Origin of the sequence: Wolbachia endosymbiont (group B) of Sphaerophoria taeniata (genome assembly GCF_947179355.1) — a bacterium.
GTDB lineage: Bacteria > Pseudomonadota > Alphaproteobacteria > Rickettsiales > Anaplasmataceae > Wolbachia.
Genome location: NZ_CAMXAW010000002.1, coordinates 275,611 through 296,979, shown reverse-complemented (window position 1 = coordinate 296,979; position 21,369 = coordinate 275,611). Strand labels below are relative to the sequence as shown.

Here is a 21,369-nt window from a genome sequence, read left to right as displayed (position 1 = left end):
CTTATACTATACTGTTTGCTGTGCAAATTCAATTGCTTGAGGATGAGGTAGTCCTTCAGTATTAACATCAGACATATCAGTTTTTACCTCATCAAAATTCCTTTCAGCAAATTCGCTTGCCACTTCTGCAAAACACTTTCTAAGAACCTGTACGTGATCTCAAAAAAGGGATAGAATGAGAGGATAAAGTATATAAAGTAGGATATGCGAAATTTATATCCAAGTGATATAAGTCGAGAAAAGTTTGAGATTATTGTAGCAGATCTGGAGTCTTGCAGGAAGAGAACAAAGCCGAGAACACTTGATTTATATGATGTATTTTGTGGAGTATTATACGTCCTAAAAAGTGGATGCCAGTGGAGAATGTTACCAAAAGAGTTTCCAAAATGGCGGAATTGTTACGACTATTTTAAGAAGTGGAGTGAAAAAGCAGATGCAAATAAAGAAAGTGTTCTGGAGCTGGTATTAAAAAAAAATAGTTGGCGTAGTTCGACAAAACAATGGTCGGAAAGAAAAAACCAGCTTCTGCATAATTGATGCACAAAGCGTAAAAAATGCAGATACTGCTGAAGAAAAAGGCTATGATGCTGGTAAAAAGATTTCAGGAATAAAACGCCATATTGCAGTTGATACTCAAGGTCTACCACACGCAATTTATATCACAACAGCAGAAATAACTGACCGTAGCAGTGCTGTAAAAATGATCAAAAATGCAAGAGAAAACCTCTCTGAAGTCCAAAATATACTAGTTGATGCGGGTTATACGGGAGAAAAATTTGCAACTCAAATAAAAGATATTATTGGAGCAACTGTTGAAGTGATAAAGCGCAGCGAATTACACATCTTTGCTGTATTGCCGAAAAGATGGGTTGTTGAGAGATCTTTTGCTTGGTTGGAAAAAGAAGATCTCTCAACAACCCATCTTTTTGGCAATACAGCAAAGGTGCTTCACCTCAACAGTTGCACCAATAGTTACTTTCATCTGTGTTGCAAAATTTTCTCCAGTGTAGCCTGCATCAACCAGTATGTTTTTAACTTCAGAGAGACTTTCTTTAGCATTTTTAACCATTGTCAAAGCACTGCTACGATCAGTTATTTCTGCCGTTGTTATATGAATTGCGTGTGTCAAACCTTGTGTATCAACTGCGATATGACGCTTTATTACTGAAATTTTCTTGCCAGCATCATAACCTTTTTCTTCAGCAGTATCGTTATTTTTTACACTTTGGGCATCAATGATGCAGAAGCTTGTTTTGGTATTCCGACCACTGTTCTCTCCAACCAATTTTTTTTAAGACAATTTCTAGAACATTTTCTCTATCTTCATTCGTTTTTTTACTCCATTTCTTGAAGTAATCGTAAAAATTTCGCCATCTTGGAAACTCTTTTGGAAGCATTCGCCATTGACAGCCACTTTTTAGTACATAAAGCACACCACAAAATAACTCATATAAACCTAATCTTCTTGGCTTTGTTTTCTTTCGCACGCTTTCTAAAATTAGTCTAATCTTTTCGAATTTTTCACAACTTATGTCACTTGGATATGTATTCCTCATACTTTACCTCATGTCAACTATACCTCATCTTAACATATTCAGAGATCACTTACAGGCTCTTAGGTTAATATAAGCTTCCATTCAATTTAATACACTACAATATTACATATATTAGCTAATTTGTTAATAGATTTACAAATATTAAATTATTGCTATTCTAAATTTAAGTGTTAGTTAACTGAGTTTACAATGAGTATTAGAAATTTTTTTACCAAGGCAATCGTTCTCCTTTTAGTTTGCTTATTAATCTTTATGGGGATTGGCAATCTTTTATCAAATGATGATGAAAGGAAAGAATTAGCTAAAGTAGGAAAGGAAGTTATAACATCAGATGAATATAAATTACTATATCAAAATTATGAAAAGCAAATTTCTGGATCTGATGTAAGTAAAGAACAAGTAAAAAAGCTGAAATATGATTTACTTAACGCACTTATAGAGCAAAAACTATTGTTTAACCTAATTAGCGAACTTGGATTAAAAGTTGGAGAAGAATCTATCAAAAGCCATATAAAAAATACCAAGTATTTTCAGGACGATAAAGGAGAATTTGACCATAATAAATTCCATCAAACTCTAAATAGCCTGCATATAACAGAAAAGGAATATATAGAAAAACTAGAGAAAATCCTGCCTGCAATGATGTTCATGACTTCGTTATTTAAAGATAATTATCCGGTAACTTTTGGTGAGGGTGTTGATGAGCAGATATACAAAAATCGCTACCAAACTAGAGTAGTTGATATTGTTAAAATAACTGAGGATGCAATTACAGACGTTCCTGAACCAGATGATCAAGCCTTACTTGATTTGTATGAAAGAAATAAGTCCAATTTTTATTACCCTGAGTATCGAACTGCGCAATACATTTCTCTGGATCAAAAATATTTTGAAGATCAAATCAGAATTTCAGATGAAGAGGTTGATAGTATAATAGAACATCAGGAACTTAAAAATCAAAGAGACATATTCAATGTGATATTTCCTACCAAAGAAAAAGCTGAAATAGCAAGAAGAGCACTTGAAGAAAGTAAAGCAAGCTTTGAACAAATAATAGAAGAGTTTAATAAAGTGAAACTCGATGAAACCAGAGTAAATAATATAACTAAGGATTTCTTACCTGAAAATATGAGAGAAAAGGTATTTGCTCTCAAAACAGGTGAAGTAAGTGAAGTTTTAACAAGCAATTTTGGATGGCACGTAATAAAGGTAGAAAGCATACATCAAATCTCTGATGAAGACTTGGTTGATTTAAAAAAAGACATAAGGTCAGTTTTAACCAATCAAAAGTCTTTTGAAAAAGTCAATGATTTCATAAATCAAGTGAATTATAAGATATACAATGGTGCAACGATTGAAGAAATCTCCAATAATTACAATTTACCTATACAAACCATTGGTCCAGTAGATGCTAGTGGGAAAGACCAAAGTGGTAATGAAGTAGGAAATTCCAGTGATTTCATTTCTTTCATTTTTTCACGCGAGAAAGATCAGAAGAATTATTTTAAGGGTGTTGGAGATACTGTTGTTGGTGTAAAAATCAGTGATATCGTTCCTCCTAAATTACAAAATTTTGAAGAAAGTAGGGAATCAGCCATAAAGCTTTGGCGTAGTGAATTTATAAAAGAAAGAATGTTTAAAATGGGACAAGAAGTAGCAGTTCAACTAAGAGAAAAGACAGATTTGGAAGAAATGCAAGGTATAAAATTGGTTAAAGGCCAGCAAATACAACGCAATGAACAAAACTACCCTTTTTCTTTCATAGAAGAGATTTTCAATATGAAAACAACTAATTCGGTAACAGATCCTATTCAATACAATAATGAAATTATAATAGGCGTTCTAAAAGAAATGCATTCATCAAATGGTAAATTAAACATGCTTGATACCGGAAAACGTGTGATGATATCGCTAAAGGAACAGTTAATTAGCTATCTAAAATCAAAATATAGAGTAGAAGTTAATCATGCTATGATTGATGATATATAAAAAAGTTTATTATCTTCCTTTTATGAGTGATTGGAGGGGGCTATATTGTATTTTTAGGTAAAAGAGGTACAATTAGTTTGACTTGAGCTGTTTATTGTATTTAAATTGTAATTAATATATGAATAAAGGTTGACATGGCAGTTAAAATAAGGTTAGCAAGGTTTGGGGCAAAGAAACGTCCTTTTTATAGGATAGTTGTAGCCGATTCACGAGCACCAAGAGATGGGCGCTTTATTGAGAGAATAGGACAATATGATCCAATGTTGCCAAAAGACAATAAAAATCGTGTTGTGGTAAAAGCTGATAGATTAAAACATTGGCTAAGTGTAGGAGCGCAAGCAACTGAAAGGGTAATGTGGTTCATTAAAAAAGGCATAGTAGATTTAGAAACAGAATCGAAAAAAATAGAAAAGAAAAAAGTTGAGAAAGTACAAGGGCAAGAAGCATAAGTCCTCTTAAATGCTAAACACTGATTTAACAAAAAGTAGTAAATTAGATGATATTGTATCTTCTGATTTATTGGCTATGAATGACTTTATCTTCAAAAATGTCAATGATGAAGGTACTAAGCTTGCTACCGATATTACATCTCATCTTATTAATTCAGGAGGAAAAAAGATAAGGCCTAAGCTCATTTTTATTATGTGTAAAATGCTGAATTACTCTGGAGAGAGTAGGGTCAACATTGCTGCATCGGTAGAATTTATACACAACGCTACTTTACTTCATGATGATGTGCTTGATGAAAGTAAGGCACGCCATGGAGTTGCAACAGCAAATAAAATTTGGGGGAATAAATCAAGCATTTTAGTTGGTGATCTATTATTGACCTTAGCATTTAGATGGCTTATAGAATGTGGGAATTTAAGTGTTCTCTCTATTTTATCTAAGGCATCTAATTTGCTTGTCAAGGGTGAGATAAAGCAGATGACAACGCGTTTTGACCCTAACACAATTAGGAAAAATTATTTTAATATCATTGGAGAAAAAACAGCATCTTTATTTTCTGCATGCTGCGAGGCTGCATCAGTAGTATCTGGAGCCACAAGTGACGAAACAGAGAGGCTAAGGAATTTCGGGTTTAATTTTGGTATGGCATTCCAAATAATTGATGACGTGCTAGATTATACTGCTAATCAAGGCACTTTAGGAAAGCAACTTGGAAAAGATTTCTTTGAAGGTAAAGTTACTTTACCTTCTATTATAGCATATGAAAAAGGCAGCCCATCAGAACAAAAATTCTGGGAGAAATCTTTTTCTTCAGCTAGACACAATTTTGACCAAGCATTACAATATATTAATCATCATAATGCCATTCATGTTTCTATGGAAGAAGCTAAACACTATATTAATATGGCGCAAAGTAATATTGATACTTTTTCTGATTCTCTTTATAAAACTGCTTTGATTGACTTTTTAAATGCAAGCATAGAAAGACAAGGATAGCTAACGCTTGATATTTTTAGATTGATTGTTATATATTTATTAAGTTTGTAAGGGTGAATGATATGTCAGATAGTAATAAAGAGAAAAAAAAGAAATTTGACGATATGGTCAGTAAACGAAAAGGGGATGATCAAGAAGATCAGCAAACAGGTGATTTAAGTGAAGAGCTTAATATATTAAAAGAACGTGCAGTTCAGCTTGAAGATCATTTACGTCGCGCTGTTGCGGATAATGAAAACGTTAAACGTATAATGCAAAAGCAAATTAGCGATGCAAGTGATTATGCAGTCACAAAATTTGCACGTGATATGATCGACTCTTGTGACAATTTAAAAAAAGCAATGGAAAACTTGAAAGATGATGATCCTATTCATGAAGGAATAAAAGTGGCGCACCAAAAGATTGTGAGTGATCTAAAAAAACATGGAATAGAAGAAATAGATCCAATAGGTAACTCTTTTGACAGCAATTTACATCAAGCTGTTGTGGAAAGAGAAGATAATGAAAAAGAGCCTGGCACTATTGTAGAAGTACTACAAACTGGTTATACAATTAAAAATAGGTTGCTTCGTCCTGCAATGGTTATTCTTTCTAAAAAATCTGCTGATTGCGAAAGTAACTAATAACACACTCAAGGTATGGAAGAAGTTGTCTTCTCAGGTATTCAGCCAAGTGGAGTATTACACTTGGGCAATTATCTTGGTGCAATTAAGCAGTGGATAGGCTTGCAGGATAAATATAAATCTCTTTTTTGTGTTGTTGATCTGCATGCAATCACAGCAAATAAGCTTCCCGCAAATGAATTAAAAAATAATATTTTTAAAGCAGCAGCAACTTATATTGCATGTGGAATAGATCCGGAAAAGTCGATTATTTTCAATCAATCCGCAGTTAGTGGTCATGCAGAATTGGGCTGGCTGCTTGGGTGCTATACACCAATTGGTTGGCTTAATCGTATGACTCAATTTAAAGATAAGGCTGGTAGCGATAAGCAAAAAGCTTCTCTTGGGTTATACAGCTACCCAGTACTTATGGCTGCGGATATATTGCTGTATCAAACTAAATATGTTCCTGTTGGCGATGATCAAAAACAGCATTTAGAACTTGCACGTGATATTGCATCAGCTTTTAACAATCATTATAAATGTAGTCATTTCATCATACCTGAAATCTTAACTTTGGATTGCACATCAAGAATAATGAGCTTAAGAGATGGAGCAAGCAAGATGAGCAAATCTGATTCTTCAGAATACTCATGCATTAACCTTGACGATACAGATGACTTGATTGTCAAGAAAATAGAAAAAGCAAAAACAGATTCAATTCTAGGCTTTGATTTTGCTACTTTAAAGTGCCGTCCAGAAGTAAACAATTTGGTAAACATTTATTCAGTGCTTAGTGATTTAAATGTGGAAAAAGTGTGTGAAGAAGTGAATAAACATGATATGAAACACTTTAAAAAAGAGTTAGCTGACTTAATCATCAGTGTTATATCACCCATACGTGAGAAGTTGAACGGTCTTTTGAAGGATCAGCTCCATTTACATAAAATATTAAAAGAAGGTACAGAAAAAGCAGCAGAGATTGCAAATAACAATATAAAAAAGATCAAGGATATTATAGGGTTTGTTCAATAGGTTACAACTATTTCTTCCCATGGCTTGGGAGTGTTAAATAAACTGTGTCAAACCGCATTTTTAGTTCAACTCAATTTTCAATCTGCCAGGAAAGAAAACATCAAGTTGAGAGATAGTTAAAGCCCAATCATGTACAGGCATCGTCCACTTTTCCTCTGCCTTCTTTATAGCACAATATACCTGCTTATACAAGGCATTTATGCTGGTAAATGAGCCTTTGGTCTTAGTGAATTTCCTAATTTGCCTATGTAGCCCCTCTATGGGATTGGTGGTGTAGATTATCCTCCTAACTGGACCAGAATACTTAAAATAACCAGACAAGTTTTCCCAATTATTCTGCCAAAACCATAGGATACTTTGTGCCCCATTTTTCATCCAATTCCAACAGATAATTCTCGGCAATTTCCTTGCTTGAAGCTTGATATACCTTCTTTAAATCGCTCAAAAAACTCTTCGCATCTTTACTGGCCACATACTTCAGTGAGTTGCGTATCTGATGCACTATACACATCTGCACTTCCGCATTAGGAAAGACACTGTTTATAGCTGCAGGAAAGCTTTTCAGCCCATCAACGCAGGCAATAAGGATATCTTCTACTCCTCTTTCTTTGAGGTCATTTAGCACTCCCAACCAGAACTTCACTTTCAGCCAAATAAAAACCTAATACTTCTTTTTTGCCATTTTGATCTATGCCTAATATATTATACATGCATTTACTTACGCAATGCCCGTCCTCTTTGACTTTAAAAAACCATGAAAACTATCGGATATACAGACTGCAGCGGGCGACTACGCCATTCGTTGATTACTGGTAGCAATTTGTCAGTAATACTTGATATCTCTGCCGCCGATATTTTGTGATCATAAATTTCCTCAACATGTGACACTATATCTCTATAGCCCATACCACTGGCAAATGTGCTCAAAATCTTCGTTTCAAGCTCTGGATGTAAGTTTGTTTGCCTTTTTTTGACTATTTGTGGTTCGAAACTTCCTTCCCTATCTCTTGGCGTCAAAAGCTCAAATGACCCTGCGCTTGTACGTAAAGTCTTTGCATTCCTCCCATTTCTTCGATTATTCTCTTCGCTTTCAGCCGACAAGTGGTTTTCTATTTCACCTTCCAGGCTTACCTCCAGCAACTTTTTTATAAACGGTGTTAATGCTCCATCTCTTCCTGTCAACGGTCTTGTATCTTGTAAAAAGCATCTAATGTTTTAAGCTTAAGCATTAGATGGAGAAGAGAAGAACTCTGTCAGTGGTCTTAGATATAAAATCTGTAAGGTAGATAAGAGTTCTCTTCTCAAGAGTACAGGCTGGACGGTATCGTAGAAAAACCTAAATGGTTCTAATTCTGTATTCACAAGACTAGCCTTACTTTTCATTTTTAATGGTAACGCATGGGGTTATATATGATCAACAACTTTTTAGGTATAGATGTATCGAAAGATCGCTTTGATGTTTTTCTCTCGTTCATAAGCAAAAAAGGAAGATGTGAAACTAGAAAAAGGAGTTTTAAAAACGAGGATTCTGGGTTTCAAGGTTTACTTAGCTTTCTACAAAAACATAATGTAGAAGAAGTAAAAGCCTGCATGGAGGCTACTGGTTGTTATAGCGAAGCTTTGGCTGAGTTTCTGCACAACGCTGGACATTCTGTTAGTGTTGTAAATCCTTATTGCATAAAATCTTATGCAAGGAGTAAGCTGATACGACAAAAGAATGATCAGACCGATGCAGAAGTTATTGCTGATTATTGCCAAAGACAGGAACCTTCTAGTTGGACACCACCTTCTCCTGAAATGAAAAAATTAAAACATCTTTATCGTTGCTCAGTTGCGTTAAAAGATGAGTTAACATTAGTAAATAACCACTTAGAAAAAAAAGAGAGACTGCTTAAAGAAGTTGCAAGTGCTTGGGAAGACCTTGCAATGAATATAGCTCAAAAAATAGAAACAATAAAAAACTCCGTACGTGAACTATTAAATCAACATAAAGAATTGTTGGAAAATTTTCAACTTCTATTGACTATTCCAGGAATAGGAGAAGAATCAGCAATAGCTATTTTAGCTGAAGTTCCTGACATAGAGGTTTTTAGAGATGCCAGGCAATTGGCAGCATATACAGGAGTTATACCACGAAATATGACGTCAGGTTCCTCTGTATATGCCAAACCCAGATTAAGTAAATCCGGTTCACAAACATTACGTAAAGCACTTTTCTTTCCTGCTATAGTAGCTAAGAATCACAATCCTATCATTATTAGTTTTTGCCAGAGATTAAAGGAAAAGGGTAAGCATAATATGGCTATCGTTGGTGCTGCAATGCGTAAGCTACTCCATATCATTTTCGGTGTTCTAAAATCCAAAAGTGCTTTTAATCCTGACCATATCAAGAATTACAGGGCAAAGCGGTTGGAGGAGAATTTAGTACTTTAAAATCAAAAAATGCGTACTTTCTATCTTATGTAAAATAGCATTTTACACAAATTTATTTAATGTAGTTGGTTAGTGTATATGTTGATAGAAAGTATTTTTTGATTTCGTAATACAGCTTAAGATTCAATTTCTATAATTTTCTTGTTGACTGACAAGACGGTATCTTCCTTCTCGTATAGACGACAGGATATTTGTTTCTAATTCTTTATAATCTACCAAACCGGTAGTTCTGTTTACTACTTTCTGACTCATTGTCAAACCTCCATTTTTTTATATCAATTTATTACTTTTTTTTCGGTTTGACACAGTTTATTTAACACTCCCCATGGCTTTCAAATCGTGCAGCTATTTTCTTTACACTAACATGAGTGAGAAGAGGTTTTTTACTAACCGGAAGTTTAGAATCGGACTTTGCTGTTATGGGGTTCATTTTAGATCTTTTATTTCCTACCGGAAATGAGTGAGATTGGGAGGCAGTTTTTTGCGATGGTGCAGGATCTTTCTTCATACCGATATCTGCTTGTGTTGCAGGGGTGGCTTTGCTCTTAGCAACTTGATTTTGCTCAAATTTTCCTACTATTGACTTTACTCTACCGTCCTTCTTGCTATTTACTTTTTCTTTTATAATAACCGCTTTTACTTCTGATGCTGCTTTATCAGCAGATTTTTTCAGGATTGGTTTACTTTCAGCTGATTTTTGCGAAGTCACTTCTACTATTATTGGTTTCGTGCTCACTTGTTGATCAACAATATCTAGCCTTTTAGGATTTGACAGTATTTCAGATTTATCTTCTTTAGTTTCTTGCCTAATTTCTTGATTGGTAGCGTTTAGCGCTGGTGGCTCTGGAGCCTGTCTCTTTTTATATCCTCTTCTTGTTCCTGCATTTTTCTTAGGTTTCGTTTTGTGAGTTGGCTCCTTTTTAGCTAACTTTGAGTCTTCCGAATCTTTTGTTGAAGATTTACTACTTTTCTCTTGATAATTTGATATTTCCTCATGTCCAGACTCTTCACTTAATGAACTTTCATAGCCTGAATCTTCAGGAGATACATTCTCTATTTCTGGTTTAAAGTGTACCTTTTTTGAGGCAGTAGGAGGTGGCGGAGGTGCTGTTGTTGGCCGTTTTATTCTCTTCATAACTAATTTTCCTACCGGCTGTTTTCCTTCTTGCAGCTTAGGAGTATCTTCCTTCTGCTTTGATGTCGTTTTATTTTCCGTGCTTACTTCGTATGATTTATGTGCTTTATTGCCTTTTCCACTCTGTTTCGAATCTAAAATTTCTTTAAGTCCTTTCTTGAATAGATTAATTGTACTTAAAATATTTGTGTATTCGGCTGCTTTTTCTATAGTGAAACCTGATAATTCATCACCAACAAAATTTTTTATGTCATTATCATTAGTTGGAATATCTTTTCCCAAGACTCTATCTAATATCCCTTTTAATGTTCCAATAAAACCGAGTGGCTTTGTGCTCAAAGGTTCTACATAATTATTCAAGTCGCTATATATAACAAATTTGGCTACATCTTTTGCGTTGTTTGTAAAATTCTTCAGAGCTTGAGATAAATCTTTCAGTGTTTCATCATATTGTTCATTAATTTTTTTTGTATCCTTCAGCTTTATGACTCTTATCAAAGAATTGAGATTTTTATCATAATTGTCACTTTTAAATAGATCACTCATACCAATTACTGTTTATCGTTTACTTAAATATAAATTCAAAGTATTAAGACCGAGTAAATGTTATATGACTTATCCTCTGACTCATAAACGCTTGCGTTCCTTAATGTGCAAAAAAATTTCAATAATCTTCAATCAGCAATAGTATAGAAATCCAAAAAACAAGTAGCTAACACTGGAATCTAGGAATTATGATTGGGCACAAGTTGATGAGTATAGTTGTTTTATGTTGAAATACAGCATTTATGGAAAGATTAGATGTCAGTCTAGAATGACACCCTTTCTGGAAAACTCGGATTACAGTGTTTGTATAACTTAATAATTAGAAACTAAAGGAGTTCTTTTTTAAAAAACTTAAGTTATACTTATAAGTATTTGATATCTTTTGTAGTGATTATGCTAAGTCTAAGCTGCCTTTATGGTGATAATGCAGAATTTGTAGAAGAAATGTATAGCCGTTATCTGCAGGGCGATAAATCAATCGGGGAGGATTGGAATAGGATTTTTTCAAGCAATTTAGAAATGAATAAAACGGAAGCCTGCAATGCACAGCACGCAGTCAAGTCGGATGATTCAATTTCTAGCTTAGCAAATTTCTTCAGATCTTACGGTCATTTTTTTGCGGACTTAAATCCATTATCACCGCATGTAAATAAAGAAATAGATTATCAGAAATATTTGAATATCTCTCCAGCGTATGATGCTGAAATATATAGAGATATTTACTGCAAGAACATCGGGTTTGAATTTATGCATATTTCCTCTTATGAGGAAAGAGTGTGGCTGCAGGAGAAAATTGAAAATCAGGTCTATACGCTAAGCCCTCAGGATAAAAAAGAAATACTAAGGCACTTGATTGAATCTGAGATGTTCGAGCAATTTCTCCATATGAAATTTCCTGGATATAAGCGTTTTTCTATCGAAGGTGGGGAGTCAGCCATTGTTGCAATTGAAAGAGTTATTAGTGATTCTGCAGCTTTTGGTATTGAAGAAATAGTTCTTGGTATGGCCCACCGAGGACGGCTTAATGTTCTAACCAAAGTTATGGGGAAAGAATATGCGGCAATGCTGTCTGAATTTCAAGGCAATCTTGCATACCCAAGTGGTCTTGAGGTATCTGGTGATGTCAAATATCACCTTGGTTACTCTTCTGATCGAGCACTTGCTGGTGGTAAAAAAATACACTTAAGTTTATGTCCTAACCCATCTCACCTTGAGGCGGTAAATCCAGTTCTAGCTGGAAGAGTAAGAGCGAAGCAAAATATAAGATCTGTGCTTGGAGTGTCAATTCATGGTGATGCAGCTTTCATCGGGCAGGGAGTGGTTGCTGAAACCCTGACTTTGAGCAACATTGAAGGTTATACAGTAGGTGGTATCGTGCATATTGTTATTAATAACCAAGTTGGTTTTACCGCCAACCCATCCTGCGCACGCTCATCTTTTTATTGCACTGATGTAGCAAAATCAATAGAAGCTCCAATATTTCATGTTAATGGAGATAATCCAGAAGCTGTGAGTTTTGTTGCGAATTTGGCAATGGAGTATGTGCAGAAATTTAAAAAGGATGTGGTGATTGACATAATATGCTACCGCAAATATGGCCATAATGAAGGCGATGAGCCAAATTTTACTCAGCCACTTATGTATAAAGCAATATCAAAGCATAAAACTCCAGGCACGCTGTACGAAGAGAAGCTGACTGCAGAGAAAGTGCTAGGTAGCGATGAAGTAAGTAAATTACGCAGCGAATTTAGAACAAGATTAGATAAAAGCCTTACTGAGTCAACGACTTATACTCCGAAGAAAGCTGACTGGTTTGATGGAGTGTGGTTAAAACTCAGGAGAGCAAAGTTGAACGATTTGAGTGAATATTATACGGACTCTGGTGTTTCACCAGATGAGCTAAAAAAATTAGGTGTACACATAAATAGCAATATTCCAAGTAGTTTTAATCTCAATAATAAAGTCAGAAGAATACTTGATGGCAGAATAGACAGTATAAATTCCGGTAGCAACATAGACTGGGCAACTGCTGAAAGTCTTGCATTCGCGTCATTGCTTAAAGAAGGAATAGGAGTGCGCTTGTCAGGACAAGATTCTGGTCGCGGTACCTTCTCGCACCGTCATTCAAGACTTGTTGATCAAGTAACAGAAGAAACGTTTATTCCACTGAACAACATAAGTGAGAAGCAAGCTCGCTTTGAAGTTATAGATAGCGCACTATCTGAGTATGCTGTGATGGGTTTTGAATATGGATATAGCCTTGATTCTCCTTATTCACTTGTGCTCTGGGAAGGGCAGTTCGGTGATTTTGCAAATGGCGCGCAAATTATGATCGACCAATTTATCTCATCTGCAGAAACAAAGTGGTTGCGGTCAAGTGGTCTAGTTTTACTTTTGCCTCATGGTTATGAAGGGCAGGGGCCTGAGCATAGTTCTGCTCGTATAGAGAGGTTTTTGCAGCTCTGTGCAGAGGATAATATGCAGGTGGTTAATTGCTCTACTCCTGCGAATTATTTTCATGCTTTACGCCGACAAATTAATCGAGATTTTCGTAAGCCTTTAGTGGTGTTTACACCTAAATCACTATTGCGTCATAAAAGCGCAGTTTCTAACCTTTCTGACTTTGAAGGAAAATTTCTTACGGTAATTCCAGAGTGTAGAAAAGGTTTAGTTGCAAGTGATAAAATACGTAAAGTTGTAATATGTAGTGGTAAAGTTTATTACGACATAATTGAAATGCTTGAAGCACAAAAAATAAACGATATAGCAGTAGTGCGTTTAGAACAATTTTATCCATTCCCGGCCGATAAACTAGGCAGTGAACTTGAAAAATATAAGAACGCTGAAATTACATGGTGTCAAGAGGAACCAAAAAATATGGGAGGATGGTTCTTTGTCAACCCATTGATAGAAGAGGTATTGTCTGGCCTCAATGCTCAAGCAAAAAGACCTAAGTGCATTGCAAGACCTGCTGCTGCATCTCCTGCATGTGGTTATGCTAATGTCCATGCTCAACAACAAGCAGAAATTTTGAAGCAAGTTGTGCATGTACAATTGTGCAAACACTAAATGGCAATTGGTCAGGCTCATTAATTGTACCTAGATAACTTATAGCAATAAAAAAATTTCCATATCACAAAGAAGATTTTGGCAAGCAAAACTAGTTTACAGATTCTTAAACTTTATATTCTATAACTAGAATAAATTTTAAGGAGTATTTTATGAGTAATAATAACACTTTTCCATTACAATCCCATGCTATTACAAAAAAAGAAGAGAGACCAAATTCTCGAATAGAACTTAAGGTTGAAAATGACGAGCTTATTGATGTCAAAACAGGTGAATCTACTGGCAAAAATTATGAAGAATGCTTTAAAGTTATGCTAAAGAATAAAGATAATATTACACTTAACCAATACGATAGGCTTGAAGGAGAGTGCAATGATAGTGAATGCCAAGCTTGTATGGATGCATTTAATGCTGCTATAATAACAGTTACCTGGATTGAAACTTAAGACGTAAAGGTAGAGAGGCACTTTTAAGAATAAAATAAATGGAGTCAGAAAAATCAGCGTTGAATATTGTGCTTAATCTGAAATCAATAGTGCTCAATAGAATTTAGACATAGGCTCGTTGAGCCTATGTACACCCAGATAACTTACAGCAACCCTCGATAAATATATGGTTGATTACTGAGGCTTAGCATTGCTTATGGTAGCCCACTTAATTTATTTCACTTCCACCAAGGGAATATTGTTCCAGCTATTGCTGCCATAGTTATCAATAGAAGCGTTTAGGTAATCTGTATCAAATCGTACTGGTACATCAAATTCGAAGCTTGCGGTGATTATTGTACCTTTTGCTGGTGGTTTCATAAATGCTATTTCTCCAGTTGAATAATTCACTGAATATTTTTCTGTCTTTTCACCATCTAGGTAAATTTTTATTGTATCATGCACTGGCTTTTTAATAGTTCGTGTATGCTTGTCTTTTCCACTTATGTAAGTTTTCATCAGTTGAAAGATCGTTTTTTTATCGTCTCCTATGCCAATTTCTTGATTGATAACTGTAAAGTCTGACCAATCCTTAAAACGAAACCCTATTGCTTTACCTTTTCGTGCCTGAAAAAATGTTATGAGTTCTGTTAGCTGCTCGTTTGACCTAACTCCATAAGCTATGTTATACCTGGCACGTGCACGAGACCAATTAATATTGCGCTGCTCACAACCATTATGAGTTGTTACAACGTCAGTGGAAAATTCAGGTCCTCCAGTAGAGCCATAAGATATATTTTCTGGAAATCTAATTTCTGTAAATGACATATGCCCTCCTGTAAAAATAAAATTGAGTTGATATAGATGAAGTAGGAAAGATCTTAAATTTTTGAAGCTGCTTTATCAATCAGGCTATAAATTTTAAATCCCGTTTCTTCTAGAAAAGTAAAGGTGTTGTTTTCTCCTACCTTACCTTTCAGTTCGTTAATGTCTTGATGACTCTGCGTTAACTGATATACACAAACACATGCAATGGCTAAAGCAACTCCAGCAAGACATGCTAAAGGAATTGGTTGAGTAAAAACAGCAGCTATAGCAGATGCTGTGAATGCTATAGCTGTTATTACAGTAGTTATGCTATAAATAGCTTCGCCTCTGTAACTATTGATTAATTTCTTTTCTATTGCCTCTTGTTGTGTTTTTTGCTCGTGTGGATGAGAAATAGTAATTACTGTATCCGTATGAATTGGCTCACTAGCGCTGGTATCAATTCTCTCTTTTTGTGTTTTTTGTTCTTTATGATCTTGCGCAATTGCTGCTTTGCTAGTTCTGATATTATATTGTTCTTCTTGCTCTGATTGATCAGAAGCAGGAACTCTTTTACCTATTTCAAGAATTTCTTCACTGGAATTTTTTTTCATATCCTTAGAAGTTTCACTCAAGATCTTTGCTGTATTTTCACAAATTTTATTGTGTGTTTTTTCTAACATTGCTTCATGATTTTGTGAATTTGTTTCATCAATACTTCTATCAGCAGCTCTTTCTTTTAGTGGTTTCTGCTCTGATTGATTAGAAATAGGAGTTCTTCTATTCGAAAAAATCGTCTCACCAGCGCTGCTTTTTTGTTGTACTGGTTTCTCATAAGCAGAAGCTTCTGTAACCTCGCCAAAGATTTCTTCATTAGAAACTGGTTGACTTTCTGTTATATCTTCAGAAATTTCACTTAGAAGTGGCACAAAATGCCTCATGTAATTCACTACTCCTACAGTTTTTTTGCTACTATCTATCTCTAGTTGATTGAGATCTATATCTTGTATAAAAACTGCTGGATCATCATCATGTGCTGTAATTTTAGTTCCCGTAACTTTTTGACTACCTTCCTCTATTGAATAAATATAAAGTTCCACTTTGTACTTGTCGCATATCATTCTCCCTTCAATCTCTGGACGACCCCATATAGGTGCAGAACCAGCTCCTGTGGCCATATTCTTAATATTTTTTAAGTACTCATGAAAAGTCTTTTTCTCATCTATCATATTTATTTTAGTTTTTGGATCTTGTATAGGACCATATGGACCTTCTAGCGCAGCAAAGTAGCCACCAATAGCAGCGTCTTTTATTACTGCTTTATAGGTCCAACTATCTTGTTCACCATGTTGCTCAACATAATCTGCGCAGTCTTTTCTTAATGATTTTGCAGTAAAATAATGACCAGGTTTTATATTTAGCTCATTCAACCCTTGAGCCACAGAGTCAAAAAAGCAATCCCCTGTCTTTATAGCAGCCCCGATTTTTAGTTCTCTAGGATAAGTACTCTTTAAATTATCCAATAAATTACTTGGTTTTTTCTTTTCTTCGATTTGTTGAAAAAGAGCAATTGGTTCTCTGTTGAAATTTTTCATGTTATAACTCCAAAATAATAATTGTATTTTAATAGATTAATCAGCCTAGGAAGGCTAATTACTTAAGGTCGTGCTATGTTGCAAGCAAACATCACCTATTCTTCTTGAACTAATATGTAGCATATACATATTGTTACTTAGTATATCTTAACTATACTTAAACTCTCTTATGCTGTCAAGCAGGAAATTTATTAATCTTTTAACCCATTCACTTTTTTGCGTAATATATTCAAATCAGTTTTTCCTACAAAAAGACTATCTCCTATTATCAAAAAAGGTGTACCGCCTACTCCCAACTCCCTTACTAAAAGTTTACTATTGTTTATCATGTGCTCAATTTTGTCTGCATTATTTTTCATAGAGTTATTAAAATCTTCCTCGTTAATCCCTATACTTTTTACTATATCCAATATAGTTTCGTCTGAAAATTCTCCTCTGTGATCTAGTGCAGCATAGTGAAAATCTAAGTACTTTTCTTTATCGATAAAATAAGTTGCTAAAGCACCTTTTGCTGCCTTTAAGGAGTTGTTACCAAGTATTGGAGCATCCCTAAAGATATATTTAATTTTGCCATCATTGATCAACTGTTTTATGTCATTCTTTATTGCCTTACAATAGCCACAAGAATAGTCAAAGAACCCTACAGCTATGACATTGCTATTTTCATTTCCTGAGTAAGGATAAGTGGAGTCGAATATTTCATTTTTATGCTGAGAAATTTTATTTTTGGTTGCATTAGCATAACTATTTTTAGCTGACTCTTCCTGGAGAGCTTTTAGAACTCTATCAAAATTTTTACTGATGTAATTATCCAATCTCTCACCTATATAATCATCATTTAAGTTCTGACTGCGGTGCGAAAGCCAATTGTTTATTACTGGTAAACTTGCTACTGCAAGTATAAAAATCAATAAAAATGGTATTTTAGACATACACTTACTTAAAGAATACAAATATTAAAGAAATGCTCAATGTTAAAACATTTTTATCAAGAAATGCAAACTTTATAAAATGAAATTTAAGATATTTTTGTAAAGTTCATCATAAGATTTGGTGATGAAAAATTTTGCAGAGTAAGGCATTTATAAAGATTTAGATAGTCTTTACCGCTATTTCTAGTAAATTGTAAGCAAAAAAGTTGATTATCTTGTAATCGCTGCATATAATATCGGTAAGCGCGTCGCTAAGTAATATGAACACACTAAGTCTTACATTTCCGATAGTGTTGTTCGGATATAATAGAATGATTTTTCAATAAATGTAAGTAAAAAATGAGGTTTTTAAAAGCTGTCTTTAACTTAGCAATGTTAGCATTTTTTGTAGCTTCGACAGCTGAAGCAAGGTGGAGTAAGTACGAAGATGCTTCTGTCGAGGTTAAGTTTTCTAATGTTAACATTAATGTTAATAGAGATGGTACCTACGAAACGGAAGTAGAGCTTCAAGCAAAAATACTCAAGGAGTCTGGGCGTGATAGATTTTCTCTGTATAGTTTAATCTACAATGATGATAGTGCAGATTTGACTGTTTTAGAAGCTAAAACAGCTTATAACGGAGAGGAATATATAGTTACTGAAGATATGATGGAGGATAAGCCACTGGCTAGTCCTGGCAAAGGCTTTGATCAGCTAAGGCAAGTAACCATACCATTTCCCAAAATAGAAATTGGCACAGAAGTATATTTAAGATATAAAAAAGTTAACAAAAAGGTTCCTGTTGATAATTTTTATGGCTTGAGCTTCTCTTATTATGGAGATTATTTACAAGCAGAAAATACTAAAATCAACTCTGAATTGCCTCTAGAGATTAAAGTGAATGATCCAAGAAAAGTATTAGAGATTGCTGAGGAAAAAAAGGATGGTGTACATTATATAAACATTACCTTAAAGAAAGCAATTTATGAAAACACAATAAATGAACCACATAATGGAATATTGAATATTAAACATAACACTTGGGTATCACTGTCGAGCCTATCTAAATGGGATGATTTAGCTAAAAAATTAGCTCCTGGATATCATAGCGTCATTAATCAGCCACTTCCTGCAACTTTTATAGCTATAGCAGAATCTGCTGCCAATAAAAATACTGATGAGGAGAAAATTAATGCAGTCACTTCTTTATTGAATGAAAAAGTTCAATATATGGGAGATTGGCGCACAGTCTCAGGAAAATATTTTCCACGAGATTTAGAGAAAATTGCTGATTCTCAAGTCGGGGATTGCAAAGACTTTTCTGCTAGCACGGCTGCTATTCTGCAAAAACTTGGTTATAAAGTTCAACCTATTTTAGTTATGAGAGGAACTACTAGCACTTCTAATCCTGAAGCATTACCTAATATGGGTAATTTTAATCATGTGATGCTCAAAGTAACAAATAGAGGTGGGAAAATATATTGGATCGATCCAACTAATACCGTCAGTATGGCACAGGGTATTTTTCCAGACATTGCTGATAGGAACGCTCTAGTACTCAATTCTGAGGAAGCAGATTACATAAAGATTCCTGCTGTACAAGGTGAAAATTCAAAAGTGATATCCCATAGTGAATTAACTATAGAAGATAATGTTGTAAATGAATATGGCCAGCTTACCGTGCAAGGGGAAGCAGCCTTAGGCTTAACAGGTGTTGGATTATATTATTCAGATGAGCAATTAAGAGATTCTGTTTTTCGTATGATTAGTGGAGTATATCTTGATGAAGAAGAAAAGAAGTTCTTAGAATTGCCTGACCTTACCTTGCGTAATGTAGAGGATCTGACAATTAAATATGAGTTCCAGCAAAAAAATAAGATTTTCAAGACAAATCTAGGGCCGGCTTTGAATTTAGGAGATAATTGGCTTAATGATGTTGTGAATACAGCTTCTGACCAAGTGTCAGATCTTTTTATTGGTGTTCCTAAAACTAAGGAAAGCCATATGATAATAAAAGATATCAAAATTAAAAATTGTGAAAATTTGAATTTTGAAATAAATTCTCCTTGGTTATATGTAAATAGGTCGTGTAAATATCAAAATGATGGAACCGAATTTAGCAATTTAATAACCATAAAGAAAAGTTTTATTACCAATGAAGAGTTAAAGACTGCTGAATATAAAAACTTAAAAAGCGAATTGGAGAATAATTTTTCTAGAGCCTCTATAATAATAAGTGAATGAGTTGTGCTGGGAAAAGCACTTCTTAAAAGGCTTAAAATTTTTAAAATATGTACAATAACTTACGCGACTTCATCAGAGCATTAGAAGAAAAAAAAGATCTAATTAGAATTAAAAAAGAAGTTTCAACTATTCTTGAAATGACAGAAATTCATCGTAGGGTTTTGTCAAACAAGGGACCAGCTATCATCTTTGAAAATGTTGTCACAGAAAATGGCAAAAATTCAATTCCCGTTTTAGTGAATTTATTTGGTACTATTGAGAGAATTGCATTCGGACTTGGTATAAATTCTGATGAATTAAGGGATCTGGGTAAACTTCTAGCATTTTTGCGATCACCTGAGCCGCCAAAAACCTTCAAAGATGCTGTGAAAATGTTTCCTCTACTAAAAGTTGTATTGTCGATGCGGAGCAAAGTTGTGAGCAAAGCCCCATGTCAAGAGCTGGTGCTAACTGGGGATAAGGTGGATCTTAGTTTGCTACCTATTCAGACATGCTGGCCAAACGAGCCTGCACCGCTTATCACTTGGCCACTTGTGGTAACAAAAGGACCAACAGCAGACAAGCAAGATAATTTCAATCTTGGAATATATCGTATGCAGGTTGTGAATAAAAAAACGACTCTCATGCGCTGGCTTGCACATCGTGGTGGTGCAGGTCACCATAAACGGTGGAAGGAGGAGAGGGGGCAAAATATGAAGTTTCCTGCGGCTGCTGTGATTGGTAGCGATCCTGCAACGATTATTGCTGCGGTAACTCCGGTGCCGGAGACTTTATCAGAATACCAATTTGCCGGGCTGCTGCGAAAAAAACCACTTGAGCTTGTAAATTGTAAAACTATTCCTCTTCAGGTTCCAGCTCATGCTGAGATCGTTCTGGAAGGATATGTAAGTTTAGATAAGTATAGAGATGAAGGGCCATACGGAGACCATACCGGTTACTATAATGCTGTTGAACAGTTTCCTGAGTTTAACATTACTGCAATTACAATGCGCAAAGATCCAATTTATCTCAGCACTTTCACTGGCAAGCCACCAGATGAACCATCAATTCTTGGTGAAGCACTCAACGAAATTTTTGTGCCGATTCTCATCAATCAGTTTCCGGAGATAGTAGATTTTTATCTGCCTCCAGAAGGTTGTTCATATAGAATAGCGGTAGTGTCGATAAAAAAGGCTTATCCAGGGCATGCAAAAAGAATTGTTATGGGCACACTATCTTTTCTCAAACAGTTCTTATACACGAAATTTATTATAGTTGTTGATTATGATATAAATATACGTGATTGGAAAGAGGTAATGTGGGCAATGTCAACAAGAATGGACCCTGTGCGTGATACAATTACGATAGAGAATGCCCCAATTGATTATTTAGATTTTGCTTCCCCTGAAAGCGGTCTCGGAGGTAAAATAGGGTTTGATGCAACAAACAAACTTCCACCTGAAACCAAACGAGAATGGGGAAGAAAAATTGAAATGAGCGAGGAAATAATAAAGAAAGTTACAGAGAAGTGGAAGGAATATGGGTTGACAGATGATTGAGATATGATGTAGACTACCGCCGTGTATTTAGGTGTGGT

At 34.9% G+C, this 21,369-nt stretch carries 16 protein-coding genes and 4 pseudogenes; 11 read left to right on the top strand and 9 right to left on the bottom strand.

The annotated features are described in order from the left end of the window. Positions 1–6: 6 nt before the first annotated feature. A pseudogene (locus tag ONG75_RS07875) lies at positions 7–147 on the bottom strand (molecular chaperone DnaJ); the annotation flags it as partial. A gap of 57 nt (positions 148–204) precedes the next feature. Between ONG75_RS07875 and ONG75_RS02580 the strand changes: the two are divergent. Next, positions 205–901, top strand: a pseudogene (locus tag ONG75_RS02580) (IS5 family transposase); the annotation flags it as partial. Here ONG75_RS02580 and ONG75_RS02575 read toward each other — a convergent pair. Then, a pseudogene (locus ONG75_RS02575) lies at positions 784–1,556 on the bottom strand (IS5 family transposase). The pseudogenes ONG75_RS02580 and ONG75_RS02575 overlap by 118 nt on opposite strands. A gap of 189 nt (positions 1,557–1,745) precedes the next feature. Between ONG75_RS02575 and ONG75_RS02570 the strand changes: the two are divergent. The 5 genes from ONG75_RS02570 (at position 1,746) to trpS (ending at position 6,628) form a co-directional block, all read left to right on the top strand. Then, complete coding sequence (locus tag ONG75_RS02570) at positions 1,746–3,545, top strand: peptidylprolyl isomerase (RefSeq protein ID WP_264375700.1); 1,800 nt, start codon at positions 1,746–1,748, stop codon at positions 3,543–3,545. 134 nt (positions 3,546–3,679) lie between these two features. Further along, positions 3,680–3,994: a 30S ribosomal protein S16 gene (rpsP, locus tag ONG75_RS02565; RefSeq protein ID WP_006015540.1), complete on the top strand. Its 315-nt coding sequence runs from the start codon at positions 3,680–3,682 to the stop codon at positions 3,992–3,994. Between the two features lie 10 nt (positions 3,995–4,004). Further along, the gene (locus ONG75_RS02560) at positions 4,005–4,991 is read left to right on the top strand and encodes a polyprenyl synthetase family protein (RefSeq protein ID WP_264375699.1); all 987 of its coding nucleotides are present in this window, start codon (positions 4,005–4,007) and stop codon (positions 4,989–4,991) included. Between the two features lie 62 nt (positions 4,992–5,053). Continuing rightward, complete coding sequence (locus tag ONG75_RS02555) at positions 5,054–5,614, top strand: nucleotide exchange factor GrpE (RefSeq protein WP_264375698.1); 561 nt, start codon at positions 5,054–5,056, stop codon at positions 5,612–5,614. A 15-nt stretch (positions 5,615–5,629) separates the two neighbouring features. Next, positions 5,630–6,628, top strand: coding sequence for a tryptophan--tRNA ligase (gene trpS / locus ONG75_RS02550; RefSeq protein WP_264375697.1), 999 nt, complete (start codon positions 5,630–5,632; stop codon positions 6,626–6,628). A gap of 60 nt (positions 6,629–6,688) precedes the next feature. On the opposite strand, the pseudogene ONG75_RS07795 reads toward trpS, so the two are convergent. Then, a pseudogene (locus ONG75_RS07795) lies at positions 6,689–7,338 on the bottom strand (IS256 family transposase). A 34-nt stretch (positions 7,339–7,372) separates the two neighbouring features. Next, a complete protein-coding gene (locus ONG75_RS07790; RefSeq protein WP_405197623.1) occupies positions 7,373–7,840 on the bottom strand; it encodes a transposase in 468 nt (155 codons plus the stop codon). A 198-nt stretch (positions 7,841–8,038) separates the two neighbouring features. On the opposite strand from ONG75_RS07790, the gene ONG75_RS02540 reads away from it, so the two are divergent. Further along, entirely contained in the window at positions 8,039–9,061 is a 1,023-nt protein-coding gene (locus tag ONG75_RS02540) for an IS110 family RNA-guided transposase (protein ID WP_264375440.1), read from the top strand. Positions 9,062–9,184: 123 nt separating this feature from the next. On the opposite strand, the gene ONG75_RS02535 is transcribed toward ONG75_RS02540, so the two are convergent. After that, entirely contained in the window at positions 9,185–9,313 is a 129-nt protein-coding gene (locus ONG75_RS02535) for a hypothetical protein (protein WP_264375441.1), read from the bottom strand. Positions 9,314–9,374: 61 nt separating this feature from the next. Then, positions 9,375–10,742 carry a hypothetical protein gene (locus tag ONG75_RS02530; protein WP_264375696.1) on the bottom strand — a complete coding sequence of 456 codons (1,368 nt, stop codon included), beginning with the start codon at positions 10,740–10,742 and terminating at the stop codon, positions 9,375–9,377. Between the two features lie 393 nt (positions 10,743–11,135). On the opposite strand from ONG75_RS02530, the gene ONG75_RS02525 reads away from it, so the two are divergent. Together ONG75_RS02525 and ONG75_RS02520 are read left to right on the top strand one after the other, a co-directional pair. Beyond that, positions 11,136–13,811: a 2-oxoglutarate dehydrogenase E1 component gene (locus ONG75_RS02525; RefSeq protein ID WP_264375695.1), complete on the top strand. Its 2,676-nt coding sequence runs from the start codon at positions 11,136–11,138 to the stop codon at positions 13,809–13,811. A 152-nt stretch (positions 13,812–13,963) separates the two neighbouring features. After that, entirely contained in the window at positions 13,964–14,257 is a 294-nt protein-coding gene (locus ONG75_RS02520; protein WP_264375694.1) for a hypothetical protein, read from the top strand. Between the two features lie 213 nt (positions 14,258–14,470). Here the strand turns inward: ONG75_RS02520 and ONG75_RS02515 are convergent, their stop codons facing one another. The 3 genes from ONG75_RS02515 to ONG75_RS02505 all read right to left on the bottom strand — a co-directional run bounded on the left by ONG75_RS02515 (position 14,471) and on the right by ONG75_RS02505 (position 17,570). Beyond that, positions 14,471–15,064, bottom strand: coding sequence for a TIGR02217 family protein (locus ONG75_RS02515; RefSeq protein ID WP_010405410.1), 594 nt, complete (start codon positions 15,062–15,064; stop codon positions 14,471–14,473). Positions 15,065–15,117: 53 nt separating this feature from the next. Continuing rightward, entirely contained in the window at positions 15,118–16,638 is a 1,521-nt protein-coding gene (locus ONG75_RS02510) for an OTU family ubiquitin thioesterase (protein WP_264375693.1), read from the bottom strand. A 191-nt stretch (positions 16,639–16,829) separates the two neighbouring features. Next, complete coding sequence (locus tag ONG75_RS02505; RefSeq protein ID WP_264375692.1) at positions 16,830–17,570, bottom strand: DsbA family protein; 741 nt, start codon at positions 17,568–17,570, stop codon at positions 16,830–16,832. Positions 17,571–17,909: 339 nt separating this feature from the next. Here ONG75_RS02505 and ONG75_RS02500 point away from each other — a divergent pair, with 339 nt between their 5' ends. Both ONG75_RS02500 and ONG75_RS02495 read left to right on the top strand, forming a co-directional pair. Continuing rightward, on the top strand, positions 17,910–19,793 hold the full coding sequence (locus ONG75_RS02500; protein WP_264375691.1) for a DUF3857 domain-containing protein: 1,884 nt from the start codon (positions 17,910–17,912) through the stop codon (positions 19,791–19,793). 47 nt (positions 19,794–19,840) lie between these two features. Continuing rightward, a complete protein-coding gene (locus ONG75_RS02495; RefSeq protein ID WP_264375690.1) occupies positions 19,841–21,331 on the top strand; it encodes a UbiD family decarboxylase in 1,491 nt (496 codons plus the stop codon). Positions 21,332–21,369 lie beyond the last annotated feature (38 nt).

Bases quoted from the DNA above. Each gene is read 5' to 3' on its own strand.
- ONG75_RS02505 (WP_264375692.1), bottom strand. From the start codon at position 17,570: ATGTCTAAAATACCATTTTTATTGATTTTTATACTTGCAGTAGCAAGT.
- ONG75_RS02540 (WP_264375440.1), top strand. From the start codon at position 8,039: ATGATCAACAACTTTTTAGGTATAGATGTATCGAAAGATCGCTTTGAT.
- ONG75_RS02495 (WP_264375690.1), top strand. From the start codon at position 19,841: ATGTACAATAACTTACGCGACTTCATCAGAGCATTAGAAGAAAAAAAA.
- ONG75_RS02520 (WP_264375694.1), top strand. From the start codon at position 13,964: ATGAGTAATAATAACACTTTTCCATTACAATCCCATGCTATTACAAAA.
- ONG75_RS02535 (WP_264375441.1), bottom strand. From the start codon at position 9,313: ATGAGTCAGAAAGTAGTAAACAGAACTACCGGTTTGGTAGATTATAAA.
- ONG75_RS02500 (WP_264375691.1), top strand. From the start codon at position 17,910: ATGAGGTTTTTAAAAGCTGTCTTTAACTTAGCAATGTTAGCATTTTTT.
- ONG75_RS02555 (WP_264375698.1), top strand. From the start codon at position 5,054: ATGTCAGATAGTAATAAAGAGAAAAAAAAGAAATTTGACGATATGGTC.
- ONG75_RS02560 (WP_264375699.1), top strand. From the start codon at position 4,005: ATGCTAAACACTGATTTAACAAAAAGTAGTAAATTAGATGATATTGTA.
- trpS (WP_264375697.1), top strand. From the start codon at position 5,630: ATGGAAGAAGTTGTCTTCTCAGGTATTCAGCCAAGTGGAGTATTACAC.
- ONG75_RS02510 (WP_264375693.1), bottom strand. From the start codon at position 16,638: ATGAAAAATTTCAACAGAGAACCAATTGCTCTTTTTCAACAAATCGAA.
- ONG75_RS02515 (WP_010405410.1), bottom strand. From the start codon at position 15,064: ATGTCATTTACAGAAATTAGATTTCCAGAAAATATATCTTATGGCTCT.
- ONG75_RS02570 (WP_264375700.1), top strand. From the start codon at position 1,746: ATGAGTATTAGAAATTTTTTTACCAAGGCAATCGTTCTCCTTTTAGTT.
- rpsP (WP_006015540.1), top strand. From the start codon at position 3,680: ATGGCAGTTAAAATAAGGTTAGCAAGGTTTGGGGCAAAGAAACGTCCT.
- ONG75_RS02530 (WP_264375696.1), bottom strand. From the start codon at position 10,742: ATGAGTGATCTATTTAAAAGTGACAATTATGATAAAAATCTCAATTCT.
- ONG75_RS02525 (WP_264375695.1), top strand. From the start codon at position 11,136: ATGCTAAGTCTAAGCTGCCTTTATGGTGATAATGCAGAATTTGTAGAA.